Origin of the sequence: Bacillus sp. AR2-1 (genome assembly GCF_008368755.1) — a bacterium.
In the GTDB taxonomy this organism is placed as follows: Bacteria; Bacillota; Bacilli; order Bacillales; family Bacillaceae_G; genus Bacillus_A; species Bacillus_A wiedmannii.
In genome coordinates, this window is the sequence record NZ_QORY01000007.1 from 310,791 (window position 1) to 325,281 (window position 14,491).

Consider the following 14,491-nt stretch of genomic DNA (forward strand, 5'->3'; position numbering starts at 1 on the left):
AAAATACTCAAGGGGGTATCATTTTATAATGGAAAAGGAACAACTTGTCTCCGTTATTATACCTATGTATAATGCAGAGAAATATATTGAAGAAACTATAAAATCTATATTAAATCAAACATATCAACACATTGAAATCGTCATTGTCGATGACGAAAGTACAGATCAATCTTCTTCTATTGTTAAACAGCTTAAAGAAACATCTCCTAAAAAAATACAATATGTTAAACAAAAAAATCAAGGAGTTTCTGTTGCCAGAAATACAGGAATAGAAAACGCAAATGGACAGTATATTGCTTTTTTAGATAGTGATGACTTATGGCATCCAACTAAACTAGAAAAACAAATTCAAAGCATGCATTTCAATAAAATGGATGCTTGCTATTGTGGATATATGAATTTCTTTGAGACAACCCCTGAAAAAAGCAAAGTAAAAACAAAATTTATAAAAGGTAATATAGCATCGGACTATTTAACTCGAAATATTATAGCTCAAACCAGCACCTGGGTTTTTAAAAAATCAGTTGTTAAAGATTATGATATTCATTTTACTCCTAACTGTAACTGGGGCGAAGATTTAGAGTTTTTATTTAAACTTATCAGCGTTACTGAAGTATGCTATGTGGATGAATATTTAACTTATTATCGAATTTTACAAAATGGTAATCTTACTTCTAAATACCAAGACTACAAATTACTAACTACCACAGAATTAGAAGTATATCGAAGGATTAAGGAATGGCTACAGATAAACTCTGTATACTTAATCGAAAAGAATCCTAAATCACTTATTCAAATTATTGATACCTATTTATTTCCGTCTACAATAATTAATAGTTCATATATGTTTATGAATTATAACGACCAATTAAAAAAAGACTTGGTGAAAATAATAAAAAGTGATTTAAAAAAATATTGTCAAAAAATTTATCTCAAAAATGGTAGGAAATCTCTAAAATTATATACAAAATTATGGCTTTTACGATTCAAAATATTATTTTTATGAATTTCATAATTTATTTCCTCCCAATAGAAGGGTGCTCCCATGAAAAAAAATAAAATCCTAAAGAATGCATCTTACTTATTTATAGGTAATATTATCGTTCGTTTTGCGGTTGCAATAGCTACTATCCTTTTCGCTCGATATGTTTCACCATCAGAATATGGAATTTTCACTATTGCATTAGCTGTTTCATCTGTTATTTGCTATTTCACAGATGCTGGTCTTACACACACCTTTATGCGTGAAGGTACGAGACAAAATTCGAATATTAGTAAACTTCTAAGCAGCTATCTACGAATTCGCCTAACTCTAGCTTTTATTGTTTCTATTTTGTTTATTATATTTGCTCAATTATTTTATGAAGATGCTTACTTACGTACTATCGTCTATTTAGTTGTCCTACCAACAATGTTTGGAGCTACATTTCAAGGTGTAGGTATGGCATACTTTCAAGCAACTGAGCGCATGCAATTTACTGCTACCATTTCAGTTATACAAGGTCTTTCTTCTGCTGTTTCTCTTTTATTAGGAATGTACTTACAATGGTCCCTTACAATAGTAGCGGCAATGTATGGAGGAGCGAGTTTTATAACTGGCTGTATAACTTTAATTATTGTTAATCGCTATACAACCTTTTATAAGGGATGGGATAATCGGATTTTAAATCAGCTACTAGTGTTCACAATAAATGGTATTATAATTATGCTATTACCTTCATTAGGTCCAATTATATTAGAAAAGGTTACTTCATATGATAATATTGCCTATTTTGGAGCAGCTTCCAAAATACCTATGGTTCTATATCAAATACCTGGTGTAATTGCAGCGGCTTTCTATCCTAGATTGTTTGCTTTTGGAAATGAAAACAATATTAAAGAACATCGAGAATTATCCTATTTCGAGCTAAAGCTTATGTCATTTTTGGGGATTGGTATTTCTATTCCCTTTATTATCAATCCTAACTTTTGGATAATTAGTTTATTAGGTGAAAAATACGCACCCGCAGGCGATGTCCTTGCGATATTAGCATTTATGGTTATTTTTCAATCGATAAATTATCCACTTGCTGATAATTTAACAACAATTGGCCAGCAATGGAAACGAACAATAACGATGTCTATCGGACTAATAGTTGCTATAATTAGTTATATTGTATTAGGTAAACAATTTGGAATGATCGGAGCAGCAGTGGCTGCAATTATAACAGAATTATGTCTATTAATTGGATTTACCATTTTTATATCTAAAGGACTTCAATTATTATTTAAAGGTGTTATATTCAACATTTTGTCATTTATGATTAGTTGTCTCATATATCAAAATGTCTTAATTGGCTTCCCTCCGTTAATTGCTTTAACGCTTACTGGCCTTCTATATGGTATCATAGTTATTACGATTGATCCTCAAACACGCAACTTAATTTTTAGTTTTTTAAATAACAAGTTACGAAAGACAGAGAAACACTATTATTAGTTTTTAATACATTTTCAATATCCAATACTTCATCTTTTAAATTTCAGGTAATTTATATAAGTTACCTGAAATTTTATTATTCAGTCTTAATATGCATATATTTTTGAGGCCGCCATTCTTTTCAACGTATAAAAGCTTCAATAATTATCTTTCTATGATATTTCAAAACATCACGTTAAACCACGGATTACCTGCTACTTCTTTTGGAGGTAATTGCCCACCATCTTCACCATATACTTTATAACCGTTACATTCAGTCGTGTTATGTCTTTTCATAAGAACGATTCTACTTAAACAGTGACAGAAAGCACTTGCTTTGGCTCTAAGCATTCAAACACATATGTTATGATTCCTTATACATCAAGTTTACCACGCATACGATCTGTACCGAACTCTAGATTTTTATAAAAGCTGCCCTCAATTTTCTTCTTATCTGACTTCATGTTTTCTGGCTGTTCTTTAAATTCTATATATAATAATCAGTGACTAAATCCTTATTCCCCATTCATATGATTATCCTCATTTTCAAATTAAAAAGGTATGCTATAAAAACATACCTTTTTAATGTGACAATAACCTTATTACACATTCATATGATTATCCTCATTTTCAAATTAAAAAGGTATGCTATAAAAACATACCTTTTTAATTTGAAAATTAATTTCTTATATTAAAGTTTTAAATAACTATTTCTCATACCCATTAGGTTGCTTTTGGTGCCAATTCCAAGCATGCTCAATGATTGTTTTCACATTTACATACTTAGGATCCCATCCTAACTTCTCTTTTGCTTTCTGAGAAGAAGCAACTAAACGTGCTGGATCTCCTGCACGACGTGGCGCCACCTCAGCAGGGATTTCATGATTTGTAACTTCACGAACTGCATCAACGATTTCTTTCACACTGAAACCATTACCATTTCCTAAGTTATAGAAATCACTTTCTCCGCCGTTCTGTAGGTCTTTAAGCCCTAAGAAGTGAGCTGCCACTAAATCTTCAACATGAATATAATCACGGATACAAGTACCATCTGGTGTATTATAGTCATCACCAAACATCATAATCTTCTCACGTTGACCTAACGCTACTTGCAGCACAAGAGGAATTAAATGAGTCTCTGGACGGTGATCTTCCCCGATAATACCATTTGGAGTTGCACCAGCCACGTTAAAGTATCTGAAGATCTTATAACGTAAATTAGAAGCTTGGCTATACCAATGAAGCATCTTCTCAATTGCTAACTTCGTTTCTCCATACGTATTCGTTGGATTTGTCATCGTTTCCTCAGTAATAAGGTCCACATCTACCTCACCATACGTTGCCGCAGTAGAAGAGAAAATAAACTTATCTACCTTAAACTCATCCATTACCTCTAATAAGCAAAGTGCACCATACACATTGTTATTATAATATTGAAGAGGCTTCTCCATACTAACTCCAACTAAAGAATCAGCTGCGAAATGCATAACCGCCTCAATATTTTCTTGTTTAAAAACATCTCTTAAAAATGCTTTATCACGAAGGTCACCATTATAAAACTTCGCACCTTCTGTAATCGCATCTTTATGACCCGTTTGTAAGTTATCTACTACTACTACAGATAAACCTTCGTCTACTAATTTTTTCACAGCATGAGAACCGATATAACCAGCTCCGCCGCAGATTAGAATCGAATGCATTGCATATACCTACTTTCTTCATAGCTAAATTTTCAAACTTATAATTCCTTAATTTATATACATTATAGCATAGACATAGACTTCAATCGTCTATAGTGTGTACACTGAAAACCTAAAGGTATTATTTAATATAGCCAGTTTTATTTTTTAATTGCCATCTCCAAGAATCTTCACACATCTCTTCTAATCCACGTGTTGCTTCCCATCCTAATTCCAACTTTGCTTTCGATGCATCCGCAAAACATACTGCTACATCACCGGGACGACGCTCTGTAATTTTATAAGGAACTTTCCTACCAGAAACTTTTTCGAATGCTTCAACCATTTCCAATACACTATAACCAGTACCTGTACCAAGGTTATAAGCATCTACACCCCTTTTATTCAGTACTTTCTCAAGCGCTTTTACATGACCATTTGCTAAGTCTATAACATGAATATAATCACGGATACCCGTTCCATCTTTAGTTGGATAGTCATTTCCAAATACATTTAATTCTTTTAGCTTCCCTACTGCTACTTGTGTTACATATGGCATTAAATTATTTGGAATTCCATTTGGGTCTTCTCCAATTCGGCCACTCTCATGTGCACCAAATGGATTGAAATAACGAAGTAATGCTATGCTCCATTCCTCATCTGCAAGTGCTACATCACGCATAATTTGTTCAATCATCAATTTGGTTTGGCCATATGGATTTGTTGCACTTAACGGAAACTCCTCCGTAATTGGTGATGTTTCTGGTATACCATATACCGTTGCAGAAGAACTAAAGATTAGCTTCTTTACGTTATGTTTCTGCATCACTTCACATAACACTAGCGTGCTTATAATGTTGTTATTATAATATCTTAATGGAATTGCTACTGATTCTCCTACAGCTTTAAGACCCGCAAAATGAATAACAGCTTCAATTTTATTTTCTTCAAAAATTTTATTCAATGCCCCGCTATTTAAAAGATCTTCTTCATAAAATTTAAATTGTTTTCCCGTTATCTCTTTTACTCGATTGATAGACTCTACTGAACTGTTTGACAAATTATCTAACACAATAATTTCAAACTCACTATTCAGTAATTCTACACATGTATGACTACCAATATAGCCTGCCCCACCTGTTACAAGTATTGCCATAAATATGCCTCCAGTGTTATTAAATATTAATAAAAAAGAAAATCATTTATCTTACATAAACAAATGATTTCCTTTTTACAGGCTTTATTTAGCTACGAAATAATCTGTCACATATTGCGACCAAATTTCATGGCCTTTAGCGCTCGGGAAGCCAAATTCTTCTTGTAGATATGGTAGGATAGCCTTTGTCGTTGCATCCGGCCATGCTCCCCAATGATCAACATATGTATAACCATTTTGCGCCGCAAATTGTTTTAATGCATCAACTGCTTTCGGATAGTTCTTCGCACCATATACTGGATTGGATGGTTGAATCATAATAGTAGCACTTTTTGCACTAGTAGAAAGTGCTTGAACAAACTTCTGTGTATTTACAACGGAGTTTCCATTACCATTTTTACCATTATCAGTAATAAATGGTGGCTCAAATAAAATCACATCTGGATTGTCTTTTGCAATCTCTTTATCACGTTTATTCGCGATTAACTCTTCTGTGCTTTCACCCTTATATTCTTTGACTGTCACATTCCATAAACCTTTCCCATAAGCAGTTTCTAAATTAGCCGTGAATTTAGCTGCCCAAGCATCTTTTTCAGATGAAGAAGCTTCATCACCAACAATAACAAGGTTTACTGCCTTTTTATCTTCAGCAGCTTTCTTTAATTTCCCTTTCACTTCATCTGGTAAATTCTTCGCATATGCTTCATTAAAAGATGACTTCGCATCTTGTTTTGTCTCTGTTTTCTTCGCTCCACTATCTTTCACTTCGGCTTTTGTTTTCGTTACTTCACTCGTCTGTCCTGTCGCATTCGCAACTTTTTTATTCCAGTATAATTTACCGCTCACAACCGAAGCGACAAACAATACAAAAATAACAAGGACAAGTACTGCTTTCTTATTCATCGATTCACCTCATCTATTAATCTCACAACATATAATACTAATATAAATTCACGCAAAAATAAACCCAACTCCTTCCATAGGAGTTGGGTTATTACATATTATTTAGTCAGTTCAAGATGTGTTCTTAATTTATTTGTTAAATCTTGTTTCGCTGCATCTGGAACATAATAGTACCAAATACCGTCAGCTGCTTTGTGGCCATCACCAGGGATTTGGATTTCTTCACTATTTTGCATGCAATCTTTATAGTTCTTTTGAATATCAAACATTTGTTCTTGAGTTAAACTTGTTTTAACGTTTTTCTCAATTGCTTTTAATACATCACCGTAACTTGCTAGAGAAGACACACTTGCACCCTTTTTAATTACAGCTTGTATAACTTGGCGTTGACGCATTTGGCGGCCGAAATCACCGCGAGTATCTTGGTATCTCATTCTAGAATATAACAAGGCTTTCTCGCCATTTAAATGCAAATCACCTTTTGCATAATGAACACCATCAATTGTAAAGTCCATATCATTATTAATATCTACTCCACCAACAGCATCAACAATATCTTTAAATCCTTCCATATTCACTTCAATATAATGATCAACGGGAACATTTAGGAAATTTTCTACTGTTTTTACTGACATATTAATTCCACCGAAAGCATAAGCATGATTAATCTTATCTTTCTTTCCTTTTCCTACGATTTCTGTATAAGAATCACGTGGAATACTTGTAATTTTCATCGATTTTTTAGCCGGATTTAGCGTAAATAACATTAAAGAATCCGAACGCCCTTGATCTTCACCACGTTGATCTACACCCATCATTAAAATTGAAATAGGCTTTTTATCAGACACATCAACTTTTTCTGAACGTTTATCCGATTTATCACGGTCTAATGGCTTGTGAACTGCATCTAATGTGTTCGCTACATTAGAATACACATGATAAGCATACGCTCCGCCACCAATAATGAGTACTCCTACTATACCGAGAATCCAAAATAAAATTTTCTTTTTCATTCTTATACCCTCTTTGCTTATAATTACAAATAAAATACTAAGACTTCTTCATTATATTATAGCAATAATACTAAATGATAAAGTTAAATCACAAAATTAATATGACCTATCCTACGGATGAGAGACAATTAAAGTCACATTTCCTTTTACAACAAAACTTTCAATTCCAGCAGGAAGAATAAAGTGATCTCCTTTTTGTATATTAAATTCCCCACTTACAGTTCTTAACATCGCTTCACCTTCAATTACACTTGCTAATTGAAATGGTTGATTCTGTTGAAAAGATGCTTCCTTCCGAATTTCCCATTTATAAACTGAGAAATATTTTTCCTGTACATATTTAGTAACAATAGCGCTATTTCCTTTTTCAATCTCAGGATAGACTTTATAATCCTCATGAGGAATCATTGATACAGCAATTGATTTTTCAACATGTAATTCTCGCTTATTTCCATCACCATCAACACGATCATAATCATACACACGATATGTCGTATCTGAACTTTGCTGCGTTTCCAATACTAATGTACCTTCACATAACGCATGGATGGTTCCACTTGGTACATAAAAGAAATCTCCAGGCTTAATTGGTATTCGACGTAGTAATCGATTCCACTCGTTATTTTCAATCCTGCCTTTAAATTCTTCTTTAGTTTGAGCAGTATGTCCGTACACCATTTCAGCATTTTTTTTACAGTCAATAATATACCAACATTCTGTTTTCCCTAACTCACCATTTTCATGGATATTTGCAAACTCATCATTTGGATGTACCTGTACAGATAAATCTTTTTTTGCATCTAAAATCTTAGTTAATAAAGGGAACTGCTCAGCTTGATAGTTCCCAAATAACGCCCTATGTTCATCCCATAGTTGCTTTAATGTTAATCCTTTATATTTACCGCTCTTTACGATACTCGGTCCATTTAAATGAGCAGAAATTCCCCAGCACTCACCGGTTGTTTGTGAAGGTAGATCATAATTAAATTCTTTTAAAGATTCTCCTCCCCAAATCCGTTCCTGTAACACTGGTTGAAAAAATAATGGTTCTTTATACAAAATAACTCCACCTCTAGTTGCTTTTACTACTAATTTTTACTTTCTTAAATAACAAACTTCCTCTATTTTATTCCATTGCATATAAATCCGAACAATATCTTCCTCGACTAGTTCACTACCTGATTGCACCTCAATAAACTCTAAGTCTGTAACAGCTTTAATTGCATGCTTCTGTCCAGGTTGAATTTCCAACACATCCCCGGGGCGAACAACTCTTATTTCATCATCTAATACAAAAATACCTTCACCTTTTACAATTGTCCAAACTTCACTTCTATTATTATGGTATTGGTAGCTTAAATTTTTACTAGCCGTAATACCTATACGCTTTGTTAATACTTCGTTTCCATCATCATATTTAGTATGATCTAGCACACGGTACCAACCCCAGCGGCGCTCTTCATACATCGGTCTTTGATCCCAATCCCCCACTAATTCTTTCACTCGAGGGCTGGCATCTTTTTCTGACACTAAAATACCATCTGGGCTAACAGCTACAATTATGTTAGAAAGACCTAATACGGAAACTGGGATATCTAGCTCATTAATAATATGGTTTTGCTCACATTCAATCCCCATATTTCCCTTACCAATGATGTTCGTTCCCATTTCTTCTGTAAGAGTATTCCAAGTTCCAAGATCTTTCCATGAACCGTTATAAGGAAGTGCAACAATATTTTCTGTTTTCTCTACTACTTCATAGTCAAAACTTATCTTTGGTAAACTTGCATATTGTTGAACTAACACATCATATTGAACTGGAAGTCCTTTTTGATCTAAAAGAGAGATAATTTTATCTAATTTAAATGCAAATACACCGCTGTTCCAAAGTGCATTTTGTTTGAGTAACTCTTCCGCCTCAGCAGTCGCTGGCTTTTCTTTAAAATGACTTACTTGAATAAGTTCCTGTGTACTCTTCTCTACATTTGGAACAATATAACCATATTTTTCAGATGGATATGTAGGAGTAATCCCCATTAGACCTAGATCTGCGTTTGAAGAGTTTAGTGTCTTTTCTAAATCTAATAATCTTTCAAAGAAACTATTTTCTACGTATGGATCTACAGGTAATACACCTACAACCTCATCCAAATCAACGTGTTCTTTAGAATATAGATATGAAGCGGCAAGAGCGATTGCTGGGAATGTATCACGGCGTTCTGGCTCAATGATAATAGGTACATCATTTCCTAGCTGACTATTAATCATATCTACTTGAGATTTACTTGTAGCAATAACTGCATCATTTTCAATCCCTAAGCTTGTTAATTGTCCCCATACCCTCTGAACCATAGATTGCATTTCATCATTATTATTTTTGAGTACCCTTAAAAATTGTTTAGATCGTGAATCATTTGATAACGGCCATAGACGTTTTCCTGAACCACCCGATAATAATATTAATTTCATATTTCCACTCCCTTACAAAAAATAAAAAAGGTGAAGATATTATCCCCTCACCCTAGAAATTTTTCTTTATATTTTTCCTCTATAATACTTCTAATCTCTTCTCTAAATCTCTCCGGAGAAAATCTTATAGCATTCTCCCTACAGTTAGATGGAGTAAACTTGTCATAACTTTTTTCAAATTCATTAACCTTCTCAACAATACTTTCAACAGTCTGCTCTTTAAAGAATAGACCAGTCGGTTTCTCATAATTTAAATCTAAAACAGTTTCTGTAGCGCCACCCTTACCATATGTAATAACAGGTGTACCACAAGCCTGTGCCTCTACTGGTGTAATGCCAAAATCCTCTTCTGCAGCAAAGACAAATGCCTTTGCACGCTGCATGTGACTTTTTAACACCTCAAATGATTGATAACCGAGAAGTTGCACATTACTTTTAGCCTTTGCCTTTATCTTCTCAAAATCTGGTCCATCACCAATTACAATCAACTTTTTATCTGGCATATTTGCAAATGCTTCAACAATTAAATCAATTTTCTTATATGGTACCATACGTGATGCAGTTATATAAAAATCTTCTTTTTGTTCATGTAGTGTAAATGCGGAGATATCAACAGGTGGATAAATAACTTCTGATTCCCTTCTATACACTTTCCATATTCTACGTCCAATAAACCTAGAGTTACCAATGAAATAATCTACGCCATTTGCAGTACGGTAATCCCAATTTCTTATTTTATGTAAAATAGATTTTGTTAACAGTCCCTTAAGACCTTTTTCTAAATTTGCTTCTTTTAAATATTGGTGCTGTAAATCCCATGCATAACGAATTGGTGAATGTACATAAGATATGTGCAATTGATCTGGCCCTGTTAAAACTCCTTTTGCCACAGCATGAGAACTAGAAAGAATAACATCATACTTTGATAAATCTAACTGTTCAATAGCCAAAGGCATTAGAGGAAGATAATTTCTATATTTTTTCTTCGCGAAAGGTAACTTCTGAACAAATGTTGTACTAACCTCTTTGTTCTTAATAAACCCCCGTTCTTTTTCATCTAAAAAATCTACTAAACTAAACAAATCTGCTTCTGGAAATACTTCAAGCATTTGCTCTAATACTTTTTCTGCCCCAGCATATGTTACTAACCAATCATGAACTATAGCTATTTTCATTTTAAAATTCTCCTATAATACCTTAATATGTTCTAATAATTTTATAGTCGCTCTATTCCAGCTATACTTCTCTACAAACTCTTTTGATTCAATTCTACTGCTTGGATTTCTTAATTGTTCTACTAAACCGATTTTTTCTATAAGATCTTGTGCATTATTTGGATCAAAATATAAAGCATGATCTCCACAAATTTCTGGGATACATGCAGCATTAGAAGCAATAACTGGGCATCCTACCGCCATTGCTTCTAATGGCGGTAATCCAAATCCTTCATATAAAGAAGGAAATACAAATACTTTTGCATGTTTATATAATGCAACTAGCTCTTCATCACTAACATACCCTGTCCAAATTATATCATTATTAAATTCCATTTCTGCGTTTGCAAAAACCTTCGATGCCGCTCCTCCTACAATGACAACTTGTCCTTTAAAATCTTTTATCCCATGGATCGCATCAGTAATTATTTTAAAGTTTTTATTAGGATTCATGCTACTTACAGCTAAAATAAATTCCTCTGATCTTAAATTATGTTTTTCTAAAATGTCTATATTAGGGTTGATTTTCCCAATATGGTCAACTCCATTATAGATAACGTCTATTTTAGAAACCATATCAGGAAAATAACTAACAAGTTCTTGCTTAGAAAAATTCGAGACTGTGATAATTTTATTTGCTGATTTAGCTAAACGTTTATATACAAAGCGATACCACATTACAAATTGTTTTGAAAAACCCATTGGCGAACTACATACCGCTGCATCATGGATCATAACAACTTGTTCTCTCTTATATATTGGACCTGTATTACAAAGGTTTATTAGCATATTACCTTTAGTATACATAGGTAACACCAATTGCTCCCACAAATGTCCTGTAAAAGGGCCTATTTTTTGTACTTTTATCCTTTTTAACTTTAAGTTTTTTATTATATTCTTTGGTGTTAAAATAATGACTTCTACCTTGTTCTCCAGGTTCAAATCAATCAGAATTTCATCAAATTCTTTTACAATTTCTTCTGCTACCCTTTGCACACCAGTAGTTTTTTGAGTTAAAAATCTACCGTTTATATAAATTTTCATTTTTCCTACCTCTTAATTAAGTTTTATAATCTTAAAACATCATAAACATTCCCTATTTTGTTTCTTTTTTAAGGAAATCAAATAAAAACAAAATATAAGTAAATTTATATTTATATTAATTAAAAATAAACCCTTCATTTCAATAATTAGAAAATAGATACTTATAGTAATAGCAAGACATAATGAAAAACGATTATAATTAAAAGCTTTTTGGATTAAAAATAAGTAGAATCCATAGAAGGAAAATGTCATAAAAATTCCAAAATAAAATATTAATCTTAAATATCCTACATCTACATTCATATAATAAGAAAAAGTTTCAAACCAATAGTTATATGTATCTCCTATTAATCTACCATCACCAAAAAGAAGTGTTTTTGGATTATCCGGTAATGTCTGATACATTGCTAATAATTCATTTGTACTACTAGTGCTTAATTTCCCTGTCGATCCGAAACTATAAACTAGCTCAAAAGCCCATTGCATCCATAGAACAAATTGATTATTTTGAGAGAAAAATATACTAACTACTGAAATAACCAGCAGAATTATTATTATTACTAATCCTAAAAACAACCTATAATTTTTTCTTTGATTACCTATGAATGATTTCAAACATATAATAATAAATGAGAGACCTATTCCTAACATTCCGGTTCTACCTGCTAATATTACACTTATAGCTATTATGGTATAAGCCAGTGCGTAATATACTACATGCTTTGCTCCAATATCTTTCAATACATATACAATTAAGAATAATATTAAAGATTGTATTATGGTTAAAGTAAAGGTAGTCGCCAGCGATAGACCGTATCCTCTCATTTCATTATTTTGTAAAAATACTATTGCATCACTTAAAAAATTATTAGCAATAAAACTTCTAATGTCATTATTTAAAAACATAGCTAAAGAAATTAAAGCTTGGGCACAACCAATTAATATGATCATTTTCAAGAATATATAGCCATGCTTAAACCGCTCGTAATAAGTATCAATAATACCTGCCATACCTATAAATAAAACAATTAACTCAATAAAAAAGTATGTTAATCCTTTATCACCATTAGGTGGTGCCTGAAGCAACACTTGTAAAATAGCAAGAAAAGTAAAAAGGCTTAAACAAATAACTATCTTTAAATGTTCAATTCTATATTTTTTACAATTTACTATCGCATACTTTAAAAAAAACATCCCTACTATTATTAATGGTAGATTAATTACCTTCCCAAACATCAAGGGGCGTACATCATACAATAGCAAAAAGGCTACTACAAAAGGTATTACATATTTATTAAAAAACATCCTATGTCTCCTCATTAAAAATACTTTCTATTTTTTTAAAAGAGTTCTTCTTCTCAAATTTCTTTAAACTATCCTTAGGATTGACTAAATGATTTTCATTATTTCGGAAATCTTTCATAACATACTCGATGGCATTTACTAACTCTTCCTCATTTTGCTTTTCAAATAAAATCCCATTTTTCATATGATCTACTATCTCGCTTACTCCACCTACATTACTAGCTATCACAGGGACATTTAATGCTAACGCTTCAATTAATACACCTGGCAATGCTTCCGTATTAGACGGTAATACGAAAACATTTCCTTGTCTTATATACGGATACGGATTTTTCTTGTAGCCTAAGAAATTTACTTTCTCTTCTATCTCTAAATTTCTAGTTAATTCTCTTAAATTATCTTTTTCGCTTCCCTCACCAATAATCAATAATTGAATATCATGTCTTTTGCTAATTACACTTATAGCCTTTATCAATAGTGCAATATTTTTTTCTGAGGATAATCTCCCCACAAAGACTACTTTAAACTTATTATTTATTTCTAAGTTTATACTTTCCTGGGATTGTCGGACTATTTCTTCATAATCGTTTGGATTGTAAATTACATTTAGTTTATTTTCAGCATTAACAATTGGATAGATTTTCTTAACAACATCCCCAATGTTCTCTGAAACACACATCACTTTACTTATATGACCATATAATTTATTACCCAATACTTTGTGTATTATTCTTTTTAAAAAATTAGCTGGATTTTTACTTAAATCAGTATGTATCCATGCAATTGCTTTCGTACCTAAATATTTATTAATTTTAGCCACTACATACGTTGGATAATACTCGGTATATCCTATGACTAAATCATAACCTTCAAATTGTTTTTTTATTTGTTTTTTTGAACATAATAATTTTATCTTTTTATACATCGCTAGTAATCTATGATCACTTTTCAAAATATAAGCTGTAACTTTTACATCACTAGGAATTTCATTTATTAATTCCCCTTCATTTCTTATCAAATATAAATTTATATCATATTTTTTATTATCTAATCCTTTTAGATAATCTAATAACGTTTTTGGCCCACCGCCTAGCGACATATCTGTCATAACGAATAGAATTTTCTTTTTTTTCAATATAAATGCTCCTGACAACGTAAAAATTTATTTTATATAGACTAGATTCATTTATTGATTAAAAAAAACCAAATAAAATCAATGTTTTAAATTAACTATTTCTCACGACATATCAATT

The 14,491-nt window shown here is 32.1% G+C and carries 12 protein-coding genes and 1 pseudogene; 2 read left to right on the top strand and 11 right to left on the bottom strand.

Annotated elements, in window-relative coordinates:
* The first annotated feature begins 25 nt into the window (after positions 1-25).
* Together DT250_RS08385 and DT250_RS08390 are read left to right on the top strand one after the other, a co-directional pair.
* On the top strand, positions 26-1,006 hold the full coding sequence (locus DT250_RS08385; protein ID WP_149212913.1) for a glycosyltransferase family 2 protein: 981 nt from the start codon (positions 26-28) through the stop codon (positions 1,004-1,006).
* A 39-nt stretch (positions 1,007-1,045) separates the two neighbouring features.
* Complete coding sequence (locus DT250_RS08390) at positions 1,046-2,476, top strand: oligosaccharide flippase family protein (RefSeq protein WP_098130142.1); 1,431 nt, start codon at positions 1,046-1,048, stop codon at positions 2,474-2,476.
* 198 nt (positions 2,477-2,674) lie between these two features.
* On the opposite strand, the pseudogene DT250_RS08395 reads toward DT250_RS08390, so the two are convergent.
* From DT250_RS08395 to DT250_RS08445, 11 genes and pseudogenes are all read right to left on the bottom strand, one after another.
* A pseudogene (locus DT250_RS08395) lies at positions 2,675-2,946 on the bottom strand (hypothetical protein); the annotation flags it as partial.
* 216 nt (positions 2,947-3,162) lie between these two features.
* Positions 3,163-4,155, bottom strand: a complete 993-nt coding sequence (gene galE, locus DT250_RS08400; protein WP_098130141.1) for a UDP-glucose 4-epimerase GalE — start codon at positions 4,153-4,155, stop codon at positions 3,163-3,165.
* A gap of 121 nt (positions 4,156-4,276) precedes the next feature.
* Entirely contained in the window at positions 4,277-5,290 is a 1,014-nt protein-coding gene (gene galE, locus DT250_RS08405) for a UDP-glucose 4-epimerase GalE (protein ID WP_149212914.1), read from the bottom strand.
* 84 nt (positions 5,291-5,374) lie between these two features.
* A complete protein-coding gene (locus DT250_RS08410; protein WP_149212915.1) occupies positions 5,375-6,193 on the bottom strand; it encodes an SGNH/GDSL hydrolase family protein in 819 nt (272 codons plus the stop codon).
* A 98-nt stretch (positions 6,194-6,291) separates the two neighbouring features.
* The gene (tagU, locus tag DT250_RS08415; RefSeq protein WP_098130138.1) at positions 6,292-7,206 is read right to left on the bottom strand and encodes a polyisoprenyl-teichoic acid--peptidoglycan teichoic acid transferase TagU; all 915 of its coding nucleotides are present in this window, start codon (positions 7,204-7,206) and stop codon (positions 6,292-6,294) included.
* A gap of 111 nt (positions 7,207-7,317) precedes the next feature.
* Positions 7,318-8,265, bottom strand: coding sequence for a mannose-6-phosphate isomerase, class I (gene manA, locus DT250_RS08420; protein WP_149212916.1), 948 nt, complete (start codon positions 8,263-8,265; stop codon positions 7,318-7,320).
* Positions 8,266-8,301: 36 nt separating this feature from the next.
* Positions 8,302-9,675, bottom strand: coding sequence for a sugar phosphate nucleotidyltransferase (locus DT250_RS08425; RefSeq protein WP_149212917.1), 1,374 nt, complete (start codon positions 9,673-9,675; stop codon positions 8,302-8,304).
* Between the two features lie 47 nt (positions 9,676-9,722).
* Positions 9,723-10,850 carry a glycosyltransferase family 4 protein gene (locus DT250_RS08430; RefSeq protein ID WP_149212918.1) on the bottom strand — a complete coding sequence of 376 codons (1,128 nt, stop codon included), beginning with the start codon at positions 10,848-10,850 and terminating at the stop codon, positions 9,723-9,725.
* Between the two features lie 12 nt (positions 10,851-10,862).
* Positions 10,863-11,933, bottom strand: coding sequence for a glycosyltransferase family 4 protein (locus DT250_RS08435; RefSeq protein ID WP_149212919.1), 1,071 nt, complete (start codon positions 11,931-11,933; stop codon positions 10,863-10,865).
* Positions 11,934-11,972: 39 nt separating this feature from the next.
* Positions 11,973-13,238, bottom strand: coding sequence for a hypothetical protein (locus DT250_RS08440; RefSeq protein WP_149212920.1), 1,266 nt, complete (start codon positions 13,236-13,238; stop codon positions 11,973-11,975).
* Between the two features lies 1 nt (position 13,239).
* Positions 13,240-14,373: a glycosyltransferase gene (locus tag DT250_RS08445; RefSeq protein WP_149212921.1), complete on the bottom strand. Its 1,134-nt coding sequence runs from the start codon at positions 14,371-14,373 to the stop codon at positions 13,240-13,242.
* Positions 14,374-14,491: the final 118 nt, after the last annotated feature.

What these genes read in the sequence shown, in the direction of transcription:
- DT250_RS08390 (WP_098130142.1), top strand. Translation starts at nt 1,046, where the DNA reads ATGAAAAAAAATAAAATCCTAAAGAATGCATCTTACTTATTTATAGGT.
- galE (WP_098130141.1), bottom strand. Translation starts at nt 4,155, where the DNA reads ATGCATTCGATTCTAATCTGCGGCGGAGCTGGTTATATCGGTTCTCAT.
- galE (WP_149212914.1), bottom strand. Translation starts at nt 5,290, where the DNA reads ATGGCAATACTTGTAACAGGTGGGGCAGGCTATATTGGTAGTCATACA.
- DT250_RS08410 (WP_149212915.1), bottom strand. Translation starts at nt 6,193, where the DNA reads ATGAATAAGAAAGCAGTACTTGTCCTTGTTATTTTTGTATTGTTTGTC.
- tagU (WP_098130138.1), bottom strand. Translation starts at nt 7,206, where the DNA reads ATGAAAAAGAAAATTTTATTTTGGATTCTCGGTATAGTAGGAGTACTC.
- DT250_RS08425 (WP_149212917.1), bottom strand. Translation starts at nt 9,675, where the DNA reads ATGAAATTAATATTATTATCGGGTGGTTCAGGAAAACGTCTATGGCCG.
- DT250_RS08430 (WP_149212918.1), bottom strand. Translation starts at nt 10,850, where the DNA reads ATGAAAATAGCTATAGTTCATGATTGGTTAGTAACATATGCTGGGGCA.
- DT250_RS08435 (WP_149212919.1), bottom strand. Translation starts at nt 11,933, where the DNA reads ATGAAAATTTATATAAACGGTAGATTTTTAACTCAAAAAACTACTGGT.
- DT250_RS08440 (WP_149212920.1), bottom strand. Translation starts at nt 13,238, where the DNA reads ATGTTTTTTAATAAATATGTAATACCTTTTGTAGTAGCCTTTTTGCTA.